The organism is Flavobacterium adhaerens, assembly GCF_040045115.1.
Classification (GTDB): Bacteria; Bacteroidota; Bacteroidia; order Flavobacteriales; family Flavobacteriaceae; genus Flavobacterium; species Flavobacterium adhaerens.
This window is the reverse complement of the sequence record NZ_JBDLZX010000005.1, coordinates 278,423-297,930: the sequence shown is the minus strand read 5'-3', so window position 1 is coordinate 297,930 and position 19,508 is coordinate 278,423. Positions and strand designations below refer to the sequence as shown.

The following is a 19,508-nucleotide window of genomic DNA, read 5'->3' as shown; positions in this document are numbered from 1 at the left end:
AAGACACAAAGAACGCTACAATAAGCGTTCTTTTTTTATAATTCATCAATTAATTGGAATGAGAATTTCAAAATAGTATCTGCTCTCTGAATTTCCATAGTAATCGTTTTGTCTTCATGAAGTTTAAATACCTCATTTATTTTTTGCAATGAATACCGATACGTCGGAACTTTATTAATCGAAAGAACTATATCCCCAACTCGTAAACCCGATTGTGCAGCTGGTGAATTTTTACGAATATTTGAAATTTCATATATAGGCTTCAAACCAAATTTGTATTTAAATTCATTGGTAACATTTTTTCCATCACTATCAAATGTGATACCTCCTATTGGAACGGTTTCCATCTTTACCGTTTCTTTGACCCATTGTAATCCGTTGTGTTGCACCTCTACTCCACATTTATTGTATGAAAAAGGTTCATCAAAATGCGAATTTTTTTTCAAATACATCGATTCATGCTTATAATCAAACACAACCGAAAAACGCTTTAGAATTTCGCCTCCAACTGACCCTACTCTATCCTTAACCAAACGAACACTCTTGATGGAACTAGAATCTGGAAAAGCGACAATTGGGGAATAAAAATTATATTTATCAAAAGAAAATCGATCTACTTTCCCTCTTCTTCCTTCGATATTACCGCTAAAACCTTTTCCTAAAAAATCTTCAAAATTTTTAGAAGGTACTACAATTTTGTCTGATAAATTAGGAAAAAGCCAAACCGAATCACTATTCCCAGTATCGATCAACAATTTAACAGGTAGATCTTCTTTTCCCATATCAACTTCACTTAGAAGATAAGGTTTAAATCGCTCTACTGTAACTGGAACTTTATTAAATTTCTTATTCAGCTTACTCCTATTCTCTTCGGTATTGCTATAGACCGATAACTTTTTTTTAGCATAATCAATTCGAACTAAATTATCCCTAAAAAACTGATATCCAATAATTCCATTTACAGGAATACCGATATGTGACGAAAGATTAAAACTTTCATCCAAAATCACATAAATGAGTTGGTGATGTGATTTTAATCCTTCCAACTCCAAGACATTATTGGTCGTTTTAAGTCCGTCAATAGCCTCTTCACTGCCCAGCCCTCTCAAACTGATTCTCTCGGAATTGTAAAATTCAACCTCTTGATTTTCTTCCAGACTAAAAAGTATCGTTTCTTCGACACCAGTATCCAAAAGAAAGTTTAGCTCTACTCCGTTAACTTTTATAGGAATAAAAATTAAGTTATTAACTAAAGTAATAGACACAGATGTTTTTTCGACTCCTTTATCAAATACAAAACCCTCTTGAGCAAAAACAGGCATTATTCTCAATATTAAAAGGAAAAAAATACATTTTATTCTCATTTAGCCGTTTTTAAAGAATATTACTCAATTATACGATAATAATGTTTCAAAAACAACAAAATAGCTATATTGTTTACAAAGATTTTGGAAAATAAATTGCAAATTTGCACCTCAAATTTTACAATCATGCCTGAAATTTCAATCAGAGGTAAAAAAATGCCTGAATCCCCAATTCGAAAGCTAGCTCCTTTTGCTGATAAAGCTAAAAAAGAAGGACGCAAAGTTTACCATTTAAATATTGGACAACCCGATATAAAAAGCCCTGAAGTCGCCATCAATGCCATAAAAAACATTGACCTAAGCATTATCGAATATGGTCCATCGGCAGGTTATGAGAGTTACCGAAAAAAACTAGCTCAGTTTTACACAAAACAAGATGTAAAAGTAGGCTACGAAGATATTATGATAACTACAGGAGGTTCTGAAGCGCTATTATTTGCTCTTGGTAGTATTATGGATCCTGAAGACGAAGTCATTATACCTGAACCTTTTTATGCTAATTACAGTGCGTTTTCGGCAGAATCAAGTGCTCGAGTTGTACCTGTGATTTCTAATATAGAAAGCGGTTTTACCCTACCCACTATCGAAGAATTTGAAAAGGCCATTACTCCAAAATCTAAAGCAATTTTAATTTGCAACCCAAATAACCCTACAGGATATTTGTATTCTGAATCCGAAATCAATCAATTAGGCGAGTTAGTCAAAAAACACGATTTATTTTTGATTGCAGATGAAGTATATCGCGAATTCATTTACGATGAAAGAGACAAACACTATTCTGTAATGAATTTAAAAGGAATTGAACAAAATGTTATTATGATTGATTCCGTTTCAAAAAGATACAGTATGTGTGGCGCACGTATTGGCTGTATGGTAACCAAAAACAGAGAAGTTATTGCTGCTTCAATGAAGTTTGCACAAGCTCGTTTATGTCCACCAACAATAGAACAAATTGCTTGCGAAGCGGCCATAGATACTCCTCAAAGTTATTTTGACGAAGTAATCACCGAATACAAAGAAAGAAGAGACATCCTAATTAACGAATTAAACAAGATTGACGGAGTTATTGTAAAGACACCAAAAGCTGCGTTTTATTGTATTGCTCAACTTCCTATTGATAATGCAGACGATTTTGCTCAATGGCTTTTAGAAAAATATGAATTGAATGGCGCAACGGTAATGATAGCTCCAGCAGCAGGATTTTATTCGACTCCAAGCGTTGGACTGAACCAAGTACGTATAGCCTATGTTTTGAAAAAAGAAGACCTTATAAGCGCAGTCAATATTTTAAAAGAAGCTTTAACCGTTTATAATTCAAAATAAACCAATAACAACTTCTTACATCACCAAAGACAATATCAAAAATGGTATTGTCTTTTTCTTTAATAGATATTCAACATTTACAATTGTTTTTATGCCGAATTAAAAGCCAAAACGATAGAAATTGTTTGCTTTTTATTAATTATCTTTACCCCTCAAAAATAGACACTCATAAAAATAGTACCTTTTAATGATAAACAACGAAGAATTTCAAGACGAAATAGGAAACAATCATATTAGTACAAATGCTCAGAACCCCCTAAGAAAGGATGCTTTTGACATTACCGATGAAGAAAAGATTGAAAAAATAAAAAAAGATGTTGAAAGCATTCTTATAACTCTAGGAATGGATTTGACAGATGATAGTATGAAAGGAACACCTAACCGTGTAGCTAAAATGTTTGTTAAAGAAATTTTTAGCGGACTGAATCCTGACAGAAAACCAAAAGCATCTACTTTTGAAAACAATTACAAATACGGTGAAATGTTGGTCGAAAAAAACATTACACTTTACTCAACTTGCGAACATCATTTATTACCAATTATCGGTAGAGCACATGTAGCCTATATATCGAGTGGTAGAGTTATTGGACTTTCAAAAATGAATCGTATTGTAGAACATTTTGCCAAAAGACCTCAAGTTCAAGAACGATTAACAATGCAAATTGTGCAAGAACTACAAAAAGCTCTTGGTACAGATGACGTTGCTTGTGTAATAGACGCTAAACACCTTTGTGTGAACTCTAGAGGAATACAAGACATCGAAAGTAGCACGGTAACATCTGAATTTGGCGGAAAATTCAAAGATCCTCAAACTAAAAGAGAGTTTTTAGATTATATCAAATTAGATACAACCTTCTAATCCTTTCATCAAATCTTCAACAAAAAAGAAGACTTTAAGACTAGACAAAAAATAAAAAACAGGAGATTATTATCAACATATTCATTTCTCTACTCCCTTCTTTTTTTTAGAGAATTGAGAAAAGGAAAACTTCAACCACAATGCCATTATACAAAACCCAAAGCTTAAAAATATACAATTCCCTTTCGGGAGAAAAGGAAACATTTACACCAATTAACGAAGGAAACGTGGGAATGTATGTTTGTGGACCAACGGTTTACAGCAATGTACATCTTGGAAATGTGCGCACGTTTATGTCTTTTGATGTTATCTTTAGATATTTACAACACTTAGATTACAAGGTGCGTTATGTTCGAAATATTACCGATGTTGGACACATTGTGGACGATGTAGATGAAGGAGAAGATAAAATTGCCAAAAAAGCTCGTTTAGAAAAATTAGAACCGATGGAAGTTGTACAGCGCTATACCGTTGATTTTCACGATATTCTAAAAGCTTTTAATTTTTTACCACCCAGTATTGAGCCAACGGCAACTGGGCATATTATTGAACAAATTGAAATCATAAAAACCATAATTGATAACGGAATTGGTTATGTAGCCAATGGTTCTGTTTATTTTGATGTTGTCAAGTTCAATGAAACCAATCAATACGGAATATTGAGTGGACGTAATATCGAAGATATGCTAGCCAACACCAGAGACCTTGACGGACAATCAGACAAAAGAAATCCTCAAGATTTCGCACTTTGGAAAAAAGCAGACCCACAACATATCATGCGTTGGCCATCACCTTGGAGCGATGGATTCCCAGGATGGCACTTAGAATGTACGGCAATGAGTACTAAATATTTAGGCAATCATTTTGATATACATGGTGGCGGAATGGATTTAAAATTCCCTCATCACGAATGTGAAATAGCTCAAAACGAAGCCTGCACAGGACATTCACCTGTAAATTATTGGATGCATGCCAATATGCTAACTTTAAATGGTAAAAAAATGGCCAAATCTACAGGAAACAACATTTTGCCTGGAGAAATTTTAACCGGTAAAAATGCCTTTTTGAGTAAAGCGTTTCCAGCTTCGGTAGCCAGATTTTTTATGTTGCAAGCACACTACAGAAGCATCTTAGATTTTTCTGACGAAGCCATAACAGCAGCCGAAAAAGGATACAAACGATTGATGGAAGCAATGGACGTTTTAAACGGAATTCAAGCAAGTACTACTAGTACTATTGACATTGCTAGCTGGAAACAATTGTGTTATGACGCCATGAATGATGATTTTAACACCCCAATTCTTATCGCTCAATTATTTGAAGGAGTTCGTTTTGCTAACGTTCTAAAAGACGGAAAAGAAACTTTGACTGCAGCCGATTTACTATTGTTCAACTCAACTATGCAAGCATTTGTTTTTGATGTTTTAGGATTGGAAGAAGAAAAAACAAATGGCAATACAGACAAATTAGAAGGAGTTGTTAATATGCTTATCGGTATGCGTAAACAGGCTCGTGACAATAAAGATTTTGCTCTGTCCGATCAAATACGAGATCAGCTCATTGGATTAGGCATTCAATTGAAAGACGGAAAAGATGGAACGACTTTTAGCATTCAGTAATATTTTTAGCAAGCAGCGGTCTGTTTTTAAGTAGTCAGAATATTAGTAAAGATAAACTAACCATTATTTCTAATTACTGAACACTAAACACTGATAACTGAACACTGCAATCTTATGCTGAATAAAATTCTCATCTATCCTTTCGTATTACTCGTGCGGTTTTATCAGGGAGCAATTTCCCCTTTTACACCTGCGGCTTGTAGATATGAACCTACTTGTTCAACTTATATGATTCAGGCATTGCAAATTCATGGGTTGTTTTATGGCGGTTATTTAGGAATGAAAAGAATATTGAGTTGTCATCCATGGGGCGGAAAAGGATATGATCCAGTACCCGAAAAAAAATGCAATCACAAACATTAAAAAAAAGATTTTTTACTTTTTAGTTAACACAATTAATCGACTCAAAATAGTATTTTCACAAAAAAATAAATTTTAAATGACACACACTTTAAACATTATTTGGAATCCCTCCGAAGGTATTGATTTAGGTTTTTTTATGATTCGCTTTTACAGTTTAATGTTCGTAATAGCATTTGGATTGGGATGGTACATCATGAAAAATATTTTTACAAGAGAAAACATTAGTATCGACAAACTAGATTCCTTATTTGTTTGGACCGTTTTAGCAACTTTAATCGGAGCTCGATTGGGACATGTTTTCTTTTACGATTGGGAATATTACCGTAACAATCTATCCGAAATTATTTTACCATTTCGCTTTAATCCAAAATTTGAATTCACCGGATACCAAGGTTTAGCAAGCCATGGGGCAACAATTTCCATAATCGTTGCGATGTATTTTTTCTCCAAAAAAGTACTTCACAAACCATTATTATGGACATTGGATCGAGTAGTTATTCCTTGTGCAAGTGGTGCAATTTTTGTAAGATTAGGTAATTTTTTCAATTCTGAAATTGTTGGAAAAGAGACAACTTCAGCTTTTGGCGTTCGATTTGTTCGAGATCAATTTAGCCCAAGAGAGGCAGTAAATGCGACACAACTTCCAACTCCAAAAGAGGCTTATAATGCAATTGCTACCAATCCTCAATATGCAAATTTATTAGAGCAAGTACCAGCAAAGCACCCAGCTCAATTATACGAAGCTATCTGTTACGTTTTTGTCTTTGCTGTTTTGTTTTTTCTGTACTGGAAAACAGATACTAGAAAAAAATCAGGGTTTTTATTTGGTTTATTTTTAGTATTATTATTTACAGTTCGTATGATAGTCGAATCAGTAAAAGAAAGTCAAGGAGGTTTTGAAAGTGAATTAGGAAACATTTTATCAACAGGACAATGGTTGAGTATTCCGTTTATACTCGTGGGGTTATATTTTGTAATTACAGCCAAAAATAAATCGGAGGCATAATACTAATACAAATTCATATAAAAATAGCCATTGAAATAATTCAATGGCTATTTTTTTAATTTAGAAACAGCTGAGTTAGATGATTTCTATAGGATTCTAAATCGCTATCCACATTAGTTCCTTTCATAACATCGTGAAAGTGCAAACTCTCTAAAGGTTCCATTCCTGTAAAGACATTCATTTTATGAAAACCAAATAAAATTCCATCATCAACACTGGTTTCATCAAAAAATTCACCAGGCAAAGTAAATGCCTCTTTCGGAGCATTCCAAGAGGTTGTCACCATATACTTTGTGCCATGCAACATTCCTCCTGTTCCGTAATTGATTGCCGGATTTTTAGACGTACGCCCATCATTTTTATAAATCCCCTTATCATGTCCTTCGGTAAAAACCACATCTATATACTTCTTGAAAGCATGTGGCAACTGGAACCACCAAATTGGAGTATGATAAATAATCACATCTGCCCAAACAAATTTTTCCACCTCTTCTGCGGGATCATATACATTTGTGACATCAGTAGTTTTTATTTCAAAATTATTTTTCAAAAAGAATTCAGCTGTAGTCTCAGCAATGGTTTGGTTAAATTTTCCACCTGAATGACCGAACTTTTGCCCACCGTTTATTATAAATATCTTTCTCATTATTATATATTGTATTAGATGAAGCAAAATTACAATGGTTCTACTTATTATTAAAATAACTTAATTCATACATTTGTATTATAATTATAATAGATACAATCATGGTTAATCTAGAATGGTACCGAACATTTAAATACATTTATAAAACAAGATCTTTAACTGGTGCTGCAGAAGTATTATTTATATCGCAACCTGGAGTTAGTTTACACTTGAGCTCATTAGAAAATTATGTCGGTTATAAATTATTTGACAGAACAAGTAGAAAAATGATACCCACAGAAAAAGGTAAGGTACTGTACAACTTCATAACCGAAGCAATTGACAAACTCGAAGAAGCGGAAAAAAATTTCCAACGAAGTACTGAAAAAGATACCCCCACTATTAGTATCGGGATGTGTTTTGAAACTTTTCAAATTACACTTGAACCCTATATAGCCAACTTTCCTTTCAATGTCATTATCCAATTTGGTGAATATCCGCAAATGATCGAAAATTTAGAAAAAGGGATTCTAGACTTAATCATAACCCCACAAATGGTCATCAAAAACACAATTGAGTACCAAGCTTTTTCATCAGAAACTATCATTCTTATTGGAGGAAAAGAAATCGATGCTACCCCCTTTACACTACTTGAAAAACAAAATGATTTTAAAGCAATTGAACAATGGTTAAAACAACAAAAATGGTTTGGAACGACAGGAGATATGGAACATCTTAGACGATTCTGGCAGCTCAATTTTGATAAAAATGCAGATTTTAGACCCAATTACATTGTTCCCAATTTAAACTCAATTGTTCGTTGCCTAAGTAACAGTAACGGATTAGCTGTAATCCCCGATTTTTTATGCAAAAATGAATTAGAAAGTGGGCAAATAAAACAATTGTGGACTGGGAAAACTCCTTTAAAAAATACACTCTATTTTGCACATAAAAAGAAAACCATTTATACCAATGAAATAAATCGTATCAAAGAAACTTTCATAAAAATTATGTAGCTCTTAAAAAAACAACAGTATAAAAAAAAGGATTCAACAATGTTGAATCCTTTTTTTTATATAAGTATTGCTAAATTCTAGCTTTCTTGATGTTGAACTTCAACAGTTTTTTTCTCTTCTTTAGAAATTGTATCCACCAAAACAGGAGTCGCAATAAATAATGAAGAATAGGTTCCGATTACAATACCGATAAGCATTGCAAAAATGAATCCTCTAATAGACTCACCACCAAATACAAACATAATTAATAATACAATAATCATTGTCAAAGAAGTATTGATAGTTCTAGACATTGTAGAATTGATCGATTTATTTACAATATCTGCGAAAGATCCTTTAGTTTTTCCGTCAATAAATTCACGAACCCTATCATAAACAATAACGGTATCATTCATAGAATAACCAATTACAGTCAAGATTGCCGCAATAAAGTGTTGATCTATCTCCATACCAAAAGGCATGAATTTCCAGCATAATGAGTAAATTCCTAATACAAAAATAACGTCATGAGCTACAGCTGCAATCGCACCTAAACTATATTGCCATTTTCTAAAACTTATTACCAAATACAACCCAACAATAATCATTGCTCCAAGTACAGCCCAATATGCATTAGTTTTGATATCTTCGGCAACAGTTGGTCCTACTTTTGAAGCTTGTACAATTCCTAATTTCTTACCATCATAAGCTGTTACAAATTTGTCATAAGTCATATCTGCTCCGTAATGTTTTTTCAAAGTTTCAAACAATTTCTTATTTGCATCCTCGTCTGCAACACTTCCAGTTTCTTCAACTCTATATTTAGTTGTAATTTTTAATTGATTGTCCTCTCCAAAAATCTTAACCTCTGCACTACCAAAAACAGCAGTTAACTCTTCTTTAATTTCTTCAGGTTTCATTGATTTGTCAAAACGAACTTGGAAAGTTCTACCTCCTACAAAATCAACTCCTTGATCAAATCCATTTGTAGCAATAGAAAAAATACTAACAATTGTGATAACAATAGAGAATAGATAAGTCCATTTTTTAAGACCTAAGAAATCAAAATGGAAATTAGTAAAGAAATTTTTAGAGAATCCTGTTACGAAGTTCAAATCATTTTTACCTGCAATATTTTTATCAATGAAAATTCTAGCGATGAAAATAGATGTAAATAGAGATGTAATAATACCTATTAACAAAGTTGTAGCAAAACCTTTAATCGGACCAGAACCAAAGATAAACAATACAGCTCCAGTTAAAATGTGAGTAACGTTAGCATCTACGATAGAACGCATTGCTCCTGTCCAGCTATAAGAAGCTTTTACAGCTTCATCAAGTGTTTTACCAGCTCTTAATTCTTCTTTTGCTCTTTCGTATATAATAATATTCGCATCTACAGCAGTACCCATTGTCAAAACGATACCCGCAATACCAGGCAGAGTAAGTACAGCACCTAAACTAGCCAAGATACCAAACATGAATAATAAATTCACTGCCAAAGCAATATTAGCATACCAACCTGCTTTACCATAATAAATCATCATCCAAAGTGACACCAAAAGTAATCCAATAACTGCAGAATTAGTACCATTATCAATAGCTTCTTGTCCCAAAGATGGTCCTACAACTTCAGACTGAATAATTTCGGCTGCTGCAGGTAATTTACCAGCTCTTAAAACGTTCGCTAAGTCTTTAGTTTCTGTAACATCAAAATTACCTGAAATTTCAGATCTACCTCCTGCGATTGGTCCGCTAGAAACTCCTGGGGCCGAGTAAACAACATCATCAAGAACAATAGCGATATTGCTTTTTTGAGTATAAGCTCTTCCTGTTAATTCTTCCCATTCTTTAGCTCCAGTATTGTTCATTTGCATTGATACCGCAGGTTTACCCATTTGATCAAATGTATCACTTGCATCAGTTACAACACCACCTCCCATTGAAGCTACATTGTCTCTATTCCCTTTTAAAGCGTATAATTCTACAGCTTCAATTTCTTTATCTTTTTCACCTTTTATTGTTGTAGGTTTTCCCCAAACAAATTTTGCATAACGTTGGTCACCAGCCAATAAAACTCTGATATCAGCTCTTTTAAAGTAAGAGTTAATTACAGCAGTATCTTTTGGAGAGAACATAGCCAAAACTGGTCCTCCTCCTTGAGCAATAATTTTATCTAAAATAGGATTGTTTCCTTTTTTAGTCGAGGCAGAATCTTTAGCATCTGTTAATAAAGCACTTAACGAATCCTTAGTTACTTCTTTAGTCTCAACTTTAGCAACTTCTGTTTTTTTCAAAGCTTCATTAGCAGCCATGATAAAATTACCAATCTCTTCAATTTTATAAGTTTCCCAAAACTCTAATTGAGCTGTACTTTGCAATAGTTTTTTAATTCTATCAACATCTTTAGCACCAGGAAGTTCGACTAAAATTCTTCCAGATTCTCCTAATTTTTGAATATTAGGTTGCGTAACTCCGAATTTATCGATACGTTTTCTCAATACTCCAAAAGCACTTTCTACAGATTCGTCAACTTTTCTTTTGATTACTTTTTGAACTTGAGCATCGGTCATTTGAAAAGTTACACCACCTTCACCTTGCAAACTTCTGTTTGCGAAAATTTCAGGAGAAGCTAATTTTACTGACCCTTTAGAGTTTGCTTCAAAAGCTTCGAAGAAAGCATCAAGATATGTTTGATTACCTTTTTGATTTGCAGTGGCGTCAGCCAAAGATTTATTAAAAACTGGATTTTTCGAATTATTTGATAATCCTTTCAAAATGTCTTTAACAGAGATTTGAAGAGTTACGTTGATCCCTCCTTCTAAGTCAAGTCCTTTGTTGATTTGCTTATCTTTTACTTCATTAAATGTAAAATCAGTAAACCCTAAATTGAAAACTTTTTCTTTTCCAATAGAATCTAAATATTTTACTTCTTTTTCTGGATTACCCCCAGCAAAAGATTTTGCATCGCTTTTGACTTTATTAGAGACAAAAGTGAAAGAAAGTTGGTAAATACTTACCAATGCAAATAGAATTGCGAAAAATTTAATAAGTCCTTTATTCTGCATTATTACTAAAAATTAATTAATTTATTTTTTGTTTTAAACCCTATAAAATAACCCTTTACATCTATTCTGAAAACAAAAAAAGACATACACTATTTACTTTATTTTTTTTAAACCGAGCAAATATATAATTAACGGAAACATTTACCAATTTATTTATTAATTAAAATCAAAAAAAAGACTGCAAAAATGCAGTCTTCTTTTTTAAAAACTCCTAAATTATTATACTAAGACCGATTTTAGGTCTGAATTCATATTTCGAACTGCATCTGCACTCTTTGCAAATGCCACTTTTTCAGAATCATTTAAAGCAATATCAACGATTTGTTCGACACCGTTTTTACCAATTATACAAGGTACACCGATACAGATATCATTTTGACCATATTCACCTTCAACAAAAACAGAACATGCAATCATTTTCTTTTGATCATTCAATATACTATCTACTAAATATGCTACAGAAGCCCCTGGCGCATACCAAGCAGACGTTCCCAACAAACCTGTAAGTGTTGCTCCTCCGACCATAGTTGCAGCAGCTACTTTATCTAATTCTTCTTGAGATAAAAATTGAGAAACAGGAATACCGTTATATGAAGCTAATCTCGTTAACGGAATCATGGTCGTATCACCGTGTCCTCCAATTACCATTCCAGAGATATCATTTGATGGCTTATCTAAGGCTTTAGACAAATAATATCTAAAACGCGAACTATCTAAAGCTCCTCCCATACCAATAACTCTATTTTTTGGCAAACCTGTAGCTTTTAATGTCAAATAAGTCATTGTATCCATTGGATTAGACACCACAATAATAATTGCATTTGGAGAATGAGTCAAAACATTTTCAGCTACCGTTTTTACAATTCCTGCATTGATTCCTATTAATTCCTCTCGTGTCATTCCTGGTTTTCTAGGGATACCCGAAGTAATCACAACAACATCACTATTTGATGTTTTAGAATAATCATTCGTAACACCAGAAACATTGGTATTAAAACCAGTATTGGTAGCACATTGCATAATATCCATGGCTTTCCCTTCGGCAAAACCTTCTTTGATATCTAACAATACTACTTCACTAGCTATTCCTCTATACGAAATTGAATCTGCACAGGTTGCTCCAACGTTCCCTGCTCCTACAATGGTAACTTTCATTCTTTATTTGTTTTAAATTAATATCAAAAATCAAAAAAACATTTACCCTAAAAATTACGCATCTATATTGGCGTAAACAGCATTCTTCTCAATAAATTCACGTCTTGGTGGTACTTCATCACCCATCAACATAGAAAAAACTCTATCTGCTTCAACAAGACTATCAATATTCACCTGACGTAACGTTCTAAACTCTGGATCCATTGTCGTTTCCCAAAGCTGTTCTGCATTCATCTCTCCAAGACCTTTATATCGTTGGATAGAAGCACTTCCTCCCATTCTTTCGTTTGCAGCATCACGTTGATCATCATTCCAAGCATACTCTTTTTTGTTTCCTTTTTTTACCATATATAAAGGAGGAGCTGCTATATACACATGTCCTTCTTCTATCAGTTCTTTCATAAAACGGAAAAAGAATGTCAATATTAGTGTAGAAATGTGGCTACCATCGACATCGGCGTCACACATGATGATCACTTTATGGTAACGTAATTTAGAGATATTCAATGCTTTACTATCCTCTTCAGTTCCAACTGTTACCCCAAGAGCAGTAAAGATATTTCTAATTTCTTCGTTTTCGAAAACTTTATGATGCATGGCTTTCTCAACATTCAGAATCTTACCACGCAAAGGCAAAATAGCTTGAAAATTACGATCACGACCTTGTTTTGCAGTTCCACCCGCCGAATCTCCCTCGACAAGATACACTTCACATTTAGCTGGATCTTGTTCCGAACAATCCGACAATTTTCCTGGCAATCCACCGCCACCCATTACGGTTTTGCGCTGTACCATTTCACGTGCTTTTTTGGCAGCGTGACGAGCTTGAGCCGCTAAAATTACTTTCTGAACAATAGTCCGTGCATCATTTGGATTTTCTTCCAAATAATTCTCGATCATTTCACTAACCGCTTGACTTACTGGCGAAACAACCTCTCTATTCCCTAATTTTGTTTTAGTCTGCCCTTCAAATTGAGGTTCTGACACTTTTACCGAAATAATTGCGGTAAGACCTTCACGAAAATCGTCTCCAGAAATATCAAACTTCAATTTATCTAACATCCCAGAAGCATCTGCATATTTTTTCAAAGATCTAGTAAGACCCGTTCTAAAACCTTGCAAATGTGTACCTCCTTCGTGTGTGTTGATATTATTTACATATGAGAAAATATTTTCGCCATAACTGGTATTGTAAATCAATGCTACCTCAACTGGAATTTCTCCTTTTTCGTGATCCATCGAAATTACATGCGCAATAATTGGCTCACGATTCCCGTCTAGGTAACGGATGTATTCTTTTAACCCTTCGGTTGAATGAAATACTTCACCGATAAAATTTCCGTCTTTGTCTTTTTCTCTTTTATCTGTAAACGAAATTGTAATTCCTTTATTCAAGAAAGCCAATTCACGCATACGAGCTGATAAAGTATCATATGAATACTCCGTTGTTTGCGTAAAAATAGTTGGATCTGGATAAAAAGTTTGGCGCGTACCTCTTTTATCTGTTTCTCCGATTTGTTTTACTGGATACATGGCCTTTCCTCTTTCATATTCCTGCTCATAGATTTTTCCTTCTCTAAAAACAGTCGATTTCATATGAACCGAAAGCGCATTCACACAAGAAACCCCAACACCATGAAGACCTCCCGAAACTTTATAAGAATCTTTATCAAACTTACCTCCAGCACCAATTTTGGTCATTACTACCTCAAGCGCAGAAACGCCTTCTTTTTTATGCAAATCTACTGGAATTCCACGACCATTATCCTCAACCGTAATAGAGCCATCTTCATTTATTGAGACATTAATGGTATCACAATGACCCCCCATTGCCTCATCAATAGAGTTATCTACAACTTCATAAACTAAATGATGTAGCCCTCTAACCCCTACATCTCCAATATACATCGAAGGACGCATTCTTACATGCTCCATTCCTTCTAATGCCTGAATACTGTCTGCTGAATAATTGCCCTTCTTAACTTCTTCGCTCATATAATTTATTCTAAATGTAATTTTGTCTAACAAGCAAATATATAAAAACGCAAACTATATACCGTTAAAAATAGCCTATTAGTATCTTAAGTTATTAACAAAAAGTGTCAATTTCGATTACAAAAATCAATTTAAATGGCAATCTCAAAAGTCAATTTCAATAACAATATCAATTACCTTAAACCCAGATTACGCATTAAACACACATTATCACAATCTACTAAAAAAAAGATAATTAGGGCGTGCCACCACCAAGCAAAGGGGCTTACTTTTACATGCGCTTATTCAGCCCCTTTACTTGATGCTGTCAGGCTATCCAGGCTACTTCGGTAGCTTCTTCCTATCCTTCACGCAAATCCAGAGTTTCAAAACAAATTTTTCGTTCATTAAAAACTTAGCGATATCGAACAACAGTTTGTATTTTTGCAGCATGAACGACAATTTTATAACCGAATTTTTCGGCATAGGAATACAAAACGGAAAGACTCCTGAAAACTTAGGTGTTTTATGGAGAACAGCTCAAAACTTGGGAGCTAGTTATATTTTTACTATTGGGAACCGATATGCTAAACAAGCTTGCGACACCGAAAACGCTGTAAAATCGATGCCTTATTTTCATTATGAAAATTTTGATGAATTTTATAAAAATTTACCAAAAGGTGCTCGCCTAGTTGGAGTTGAATTGGATGACAGAGCAGAAGATCTAGAAACTTTTAAACATCCTCGCCGTTGTGTTTACTTACTAGGTGCTGAAGACAATGGACTTTCTAAACAAGCTATTGCAAAATGTCATTCTTTAGTAAAATTCAAATCCAAAAAAAGTTTGAATGTTTCTGTGGCAGGAAGCATTGTCCTTTATGATAGAGGACTTAACAAACCGAGGTCATAGCAACAATACCATCCATCAACATGAAAAAAAATTACTATTACATTTTATTATTATTTGCATGCTATTCCAATGCTCAAACAATTGATCTAATTCCATTTAAAAAAGGAGACCAATACGGCTATTGTAACAAAAGCAAAAAGATTATAATTCCAATTCAATACACAAATGCTTATCCGTTTGGATACCAAACTATCAATGGGCTCTATGAAGATTACGCTTCTGTTGAAAATGAAAAAGGTTGGTTTATTATCAATAAAAAAGGAGAAATCATTGACACTAGGAAAGATTTCAACAAAAAAGCAGAAGAAGAATATAAAAACAGCGAAGCACCTCCAACAGTTGAAGAACTAAAAACTATTGGTTTTGAAAAATATGCTGAAAATGACAAAAGAGGCGTGAAGGACGAAAATGGAAATATCATACTTAAAGCTACTTATGACAATTTATATCTATTTAGCTTTTCACGACACTATGACAATGGAAATCACAAATACTACAAGCCTACTTATGCCAGTGTTGAATCAGACAAAGAATCATATTTAATAAGAGTTGACCAACCAAAATATTACAAGGATTACACTCTTACTAAATATGAAGGCAATGACTTTTTTATTGTTAGCACAACTAAAAACGGAGATAAACAATATGGGATTTTTACAGAAAACGACGTTAAACTATATGATTCAAAATATACCAAAATCATGAAATACTATAAGCAATTACATTTATTGTTTGTAACTAAAACGGTAAACGAGAGTTCTTATGATTTTTATATTGATGAAAATGGAAATGAATATTATGAATAAAACGTTGCAACTTCGTTAGCTGCAAATCATATTATTTTAACATCAAAAAGCGGATTTATATCTTTTGATACAAATCCGCTTTTTAAATATATTTAGATTTTAGAATCTATTTATTGATAATGCGAACATTCATTTCTTCAACTTTTTTATCTGATAAAAGTGTTGGAGCTCCAAACAATAAGTCATCACTGGTTCCTGTTTTTGGGAAAGCCATCACTTCACGAATAGAGGCTTTTTTCTCCAAAATCATCATCAAACGGTCAATTCCCCAAGCAATACCTCCGTGTGGCGGCGCTCCGTACTGGAAAGCTTTATACATCGTCCCTACACTCTTAATCATCTCTTCTTTATTGTAACCCATATTTCTATAAGTTGCTTCCAAAATTTCCGATTTATGCGCACGAACAGAACCTCCACCAATCTCATAACCATTTAAGATAATATCGTACTGCTGTGCAATAATAGTTCCGATTTCTTCTTCTTTTCCGTTCAAATGTTTTTCCAAATCATAAACGGCCGGCATCGAGAACGGATTGTGTGTAAATGTCCATCTTCCTTCATCAGTTTTTTCGAACATCGGGAAATCAACTACCCAAGCTGGACGTAATTCCTTCGGATTAATCAAATGTAACATTCTACCCATTTCCTGACGCACCGCATCCAAAGCTTTATTAGCTGTAGCATAATCCGCTGCCGAAAAGAATACAATATCCCCTACTTGTGCATTGGTTGCTTTTATGATTCCTGCTGCGATTTCTTCACCCAAAAATTTAATAATTGGCGATTGCAATTCGTCTTCATTCACAATAATATAAGCCAAACCCCCCAAACCATGCTGTTGCGCAATTGCCGTTAGAGCTTCGATTTGTCCTTTAGACATACGTTTATTCCCTTGCTCCTGAGCCGAAACTTTAATACATTTTACAATTCCACCCTCTTCAATTGGTTTAGAGAAAACTTGGAAAGTTGTATCTTTTACAATTTCGGTAATGTCTTGCATTTTCAAACCATAACGCAAATCAGGACGATCACAACCGTAGAAATCCATCGCTTCTTTGTAGGTCAGCACTTCAAACGGACGCAAAATCCATTTGTTGCCGTACACTTTCTTCACTACTTCATTGAACAACTTCGTATTCAAATCGATAATTTGCTGCATGCTTGCATACGCCAACTCCATATCCAACTGCGTAAACTCTGGCTGACGATCTCCACGAGAATCCTCATCTCTAAAACAACGCGCCACTTGGAAATATTTCTCATAACCACTCACCATCAACATCTGTTTGAACTGTTGTGGAGCTTGTGGCAAAGTATAAAAAGCCCCTGCTTGTTTACGTGAAGGCACAATAAATTCACGTGCTCCTTCATCGGTACCCGCACTTAAAATTGGCGTTTCAATTTCTAAGAATTCTTCTTCGTCTAAAATATCACGAATTAGTTTGATGACTTTATGACGATTTACAATTGCTCTTCTTACCTCATCATTTCTATGGTCTAAGAATTTGTATTGAAAACGAACCGTTTCATTTGATTTTGCTGCTCTTTTAATTTCAAAAGGCAACGTTTTAGACAAATTCAGAATTTCTAAAACCGAAGTTTCCAACTCTATTTTACCCGTACGTAATCCCGCATTGTAGTCATCTTCATGTCTTCCTACAACAATCCCTTTTACTGAAATAACTGATTCCGGTTTCAATTTCACCAATTCATCAATATTCGGAAACGATTCTCTACTGATACGAACTTGGAAAACCTCATAACTCGAATCACGCAAATCAATAAACATCAATTCTCCGTGGTCACGAACACTCGCAACCCAACCCGACAAAGTCACTTCTTCACTGATATTTTCTTCGGATAATTGAGAAATTTTATGCGTTCTGTAGGTTTCCTTTACAACAATCGGGATTTCAGGTAATGCTTCTTCTTGAACTTCTTTTTGTTCAGTTATTCCTTCCTTAGTTACTTTATCCTGAGTTTCAGTTTTTCCAGCTGCGGTTGCAGAACCCAAAGTATCTAAAATAATCTGACGAATTACTTTTCCGTTAGCTCCTTTTCCGATAATACCTAGAATTTTACCAACCAAAATACCGGCTTTCCCTTGGTCACCAGCTTTAATATCATTAGCAACAGCTTCATTTTCTGCAATTACTTTAGCAATAACTTCCTGAATTTTATCTTCTGAAACCGTGTTTTCTGCAAAATATTTAGTGTAGTCAAAAGAAGCGTCTTTCAAGTAACTAGCCAATGCATTTTGAACCAAAACCGCTGTAATTTTCTCTTCTTTAAATAATTTGAAAATTGCGATTATATCAACAACATTTTTGATTTTATCATAATCCTCCGCTTTGATATTATTCGATAAAGTTTTGGCAACAAACGAAGGATCTTTAATCTCATTATTGATGTTTACAAACGTACTCGAACGCAACGCATCTGCCGTAAAAAACTTCGCATCTTGTGGTAAAACTCCACCACCAATCAAAATCGATTCTACTGCAAAAGGCAATGCGCTTGTATCCACTTTAATCGCTTCAACTTCACTTTTGATGGAAACAAAAGGCAAATCTGGTTCCGAAATAAAACGGTAATCGGCTTCGAATTCCTTTTTACGCATGGTTTTGGTTTGCTTCAAATCGGCATCCCACAACACAGTGGTTTGATCAGGTCTGAATGCTTTGTTTTCGATGAAATAATTGAATTGCTTCTCTACTTCTTCCTTCAAAGCCTCGACCATAAACTTAAACGAGTTCAAGTTTTTGATTTCGGTTCTTGGGTTCAAATCGTAAGAATGCTTTTTGCGCAAAGACACCGAAACATCCGATTTAAATTCCCCTTTTTCAAGATTAGCTTCAGAGATTCCTAAATTCTGAACAATACGTTGAATGTATTGCGCATAAGTCGAAGCATCTTCAATATTTCTAATGCAAGGTTCTGTTACAATTTCAATCAACGGTACTCCAGCTTTGTTAAAATCAACTAACGAAATTTTCTTTTCGTGCATCAATTTGGCCGCATCTTCCTCAATATGAACTTGAGTCAAATTCACAGTAAATTGTGTACCGTCATTTCGGTAACAAGATACGTGCCCGTCAGGAATGATCGGATTATGAAATTGTGTTATCTGTATGTTTTTCGGGTTATCTGGATATTCATAATGCTTTCTATCCCAAGAAATCACTTCATTACTAAAAGACGAATCAACCGCTTTTCCAAAATAAATCGCTTTGGTAACCGCTTCTTTATTTACGGCAGGCAGAACCCCCATTTGTCCTGTACAAACAGAACATATATTTACGTTTGGTGTTTCAATTTCTTGATTTGGACAAGAACAAAACAACTTGGTTTTGGTATTTAATCGAACGTGTGTTTCCAATCCGATTACCAATTCTAAATCGTGGGCTTTTATCGCCGCTGTTAATTGCTCTAATTCCATTC

General features: G+C 34.2%; 14 protein-coding genes. 8 read left to right on the top strand and 6 right to left on the bottom strand.

Translation table 11 applies throughout. The features are described 5' to 3' along the window. Positions 1-35 precede the first annotated feature (35 nt). Positions 36-1,364 carry a PDZ domain-containing protein gene (locus tag ABEB18_RS09270; RefSeq protein WP_348799011.1) on the bottom strand — a complete coding sequence of 443 codons (1,329 nt, stop codon included), beginning with the start codon at positions 1,362-1,364 and terminating at the stop codon, positions 36-38. Between the two features lie 126 nt (positions 1,365-1,490). Between ABEB18_RS09270 and ABEB18_RS09265 the strand changes: the two genes are divergently transcribed. From ABEB18_RS09265 to lgt, 5 genes are all read left to right on the top strand, one after another. After that, entirely contained in the window at positions 1,491-2,687 is a 1,197-nt protein-coding gene (locus ABEB18_RS09265) for a pyridoxal phosphate-dependent aminotransferase (protein ID WP_348799010.1), read from the top strand. Positions 2,688-2,874: 187 nt separating this feature from the next. After that, positions 2,875-3,546, top strand: a complete 672-nt coding sequence (gene folE / locus ABEB18_RS09260; protein ID WP_348799009.1) for a GTP cyclohydrolase I FolE — start codon at positions 2,875-2,877, stop codon at positions 3,544-3,546. A 140-nt stretch (positions 3,547-3,686) separates the two neighbouring features. Next, positions 3,687-5,165 carry a cysteine--tRNA ligase gene (cysS, locus tag ABEB18_RS09255; RefSeq protein WP_348799008.1) on the top strand — a complete coding sequence of 493 codons (1,479 nt, stop codon included), beginning with the start codon at positions 3,687-3,689 and terminating at the stop codon, positions 5,163-5,165. A gap of 114 nt (positions 5,166-5,279) precedes the next feature. Continuing rightward, positions 5,280-5,528, top strand: a complete 249-nt coding sequence (gene yidD / locus ABEB18_RS09250) for a membrane protein insertion efficiency factor YidD (protein WP_348799007.1) — start codon at positions 5,280-5,282, stop codon at positions 5,526-5,528. 76 nt (positions 5,529-5,604) lie between these two features. Beyond that, positions 5,605-6,534 (top strand): prolipoprotein diacylglyceryl transferase, encoded by a 930-nt coding sequence (lgt, locus tag ABEB18_RS09245; RefSeq protein ID WP_348799006.1) that lies wholly within the window; start codon positions 5,605-5,607, stop codon positions 6,532-6,534. A 55-nt stretch (positions 6,535-6,589) separates the two neighbouring features. Here lgt and ABEB18_RS09240 read toward each other — a convergent pair whose 3' ends face one another. After that, complete coding sequence (locus ABEB18_RS09240; protein WP_348799005.1) at positions 6,590-7,180, bottom strand: NAD(P)H-dependent oxidoreductase; 591 nt, start codon at positions 7,178-7,180, stop codon at positions 6,590-6,592. Positions 7,181-7,281: 101 nt separating this feature from the next. Between ABEB18_RS09240 and ABEB18_RS09235 the strand changes: the two genes are divergently transcribed. Continuing rightward, positions 7,282-8,175, top strand: a complete 894-nt coding sequence (locus ABEB18_RS09235) for a LysR family transcriptional regulator (protein ID WP_348799004.1) — start codon at positions 7,282-7,284, stop codon at positions 8,173-8,175. A gap of 77 nt (positions 8,176-8,252) precedes the next feature. Here the strand turns inward: ABEB18_RS09235 and secDF are convergent, their stop codons facing one another. From secDF to gyrB, 3 genes are all read right to left on the bottom strand, one after another. Beyond that, the gene (gene secDF, locus ABEB18_RS09230; RefSeq protein WP_348799002.1) at positions 8,253-11,222 is read right to left on the bottom strand and encodes a protein translocase subunit SecDF; all 2,970 of its coding nucleotides are present in this window, start codon (positions 11,220-11,222) and stop codon (positions 8,253-8,255) included. Between the two features lie 219 nt (positions 11,223-11,441). Next, positions 11,442-12,377 (bottom strand): malate dehydrogenase, encoded by a 936-nt coding sequence (locus ABEB18_RS09225; protein ID WP_348799001.1) that lies wholly within the window; start codon positions 12,375-12,377, stop codon positions 11,442-11,444. A 54-nt stretch (positions 12,378-12,431) separates the two neighbouring features. Further along, on the bottom strand, positions 12,432-14,372 hold the full coding sequence (gyrB, locus tag ABEB18_RS09220; protein ID WP_348799000.1) for a DNA topoisomerase (ATP-hydrolyzing) subunit B: 1,941 nt from the start codon (positions 14,370-14,372) through the stop codon (positions 12,432-12,434). A gap of 430 nt (positions 14,373-14,802) precedes the next feature. On the opposite strand from gyrB, the gene ABEB18_RS09215 reads away from it, so the two are divergent. Both ABEB18_RS09215 and ABEB18_RS09210 read left to right on the top strand, forming a co-directional pair. After that, positions 14,803-15,261, top strand: a complete 459-nt coding sequence (locus tag ABEB18_RS09215) for an RNA methyltransferase (RefSeq protein ID WP_348798999.1) — start codon at positions 14,803-14,805, stop codon at positions 15,259-15,261. Between the two features lie 20 nt (positions 15,262-15,281). After that, positions 15,282-16,067, top strand: a complete 786-nt coding sequence (locus ABEB18_RS09210; protein ID WP_348798998.1) for a WG repeat-containing protein — start codon at positions 15,282-15,284, stop codon at positions 16,065-16,067. Between the two features lie 106 nt (positions 16,068-16,173). Here ABEB18_RS09210 and gatB/aspS read toward each other — a convergent pair whose 3' ends face one another. Then, positions 16,174-19,506: a bifunctional amidotransferase subunit GatB/aspartate--tRNA ligase AspS gene (gene gatB/aspS / locus ABEB18_RS09205; RefSeq protein WP_348798997.1), complete on the bottom strand. Its 3,333-nt coding sequence runs from the start codon at positions 19,504-19,506 to the stop codon at positions 16,174-16,176. Positions 19,507-19,508: the final 2 nt, after the last annotated feature.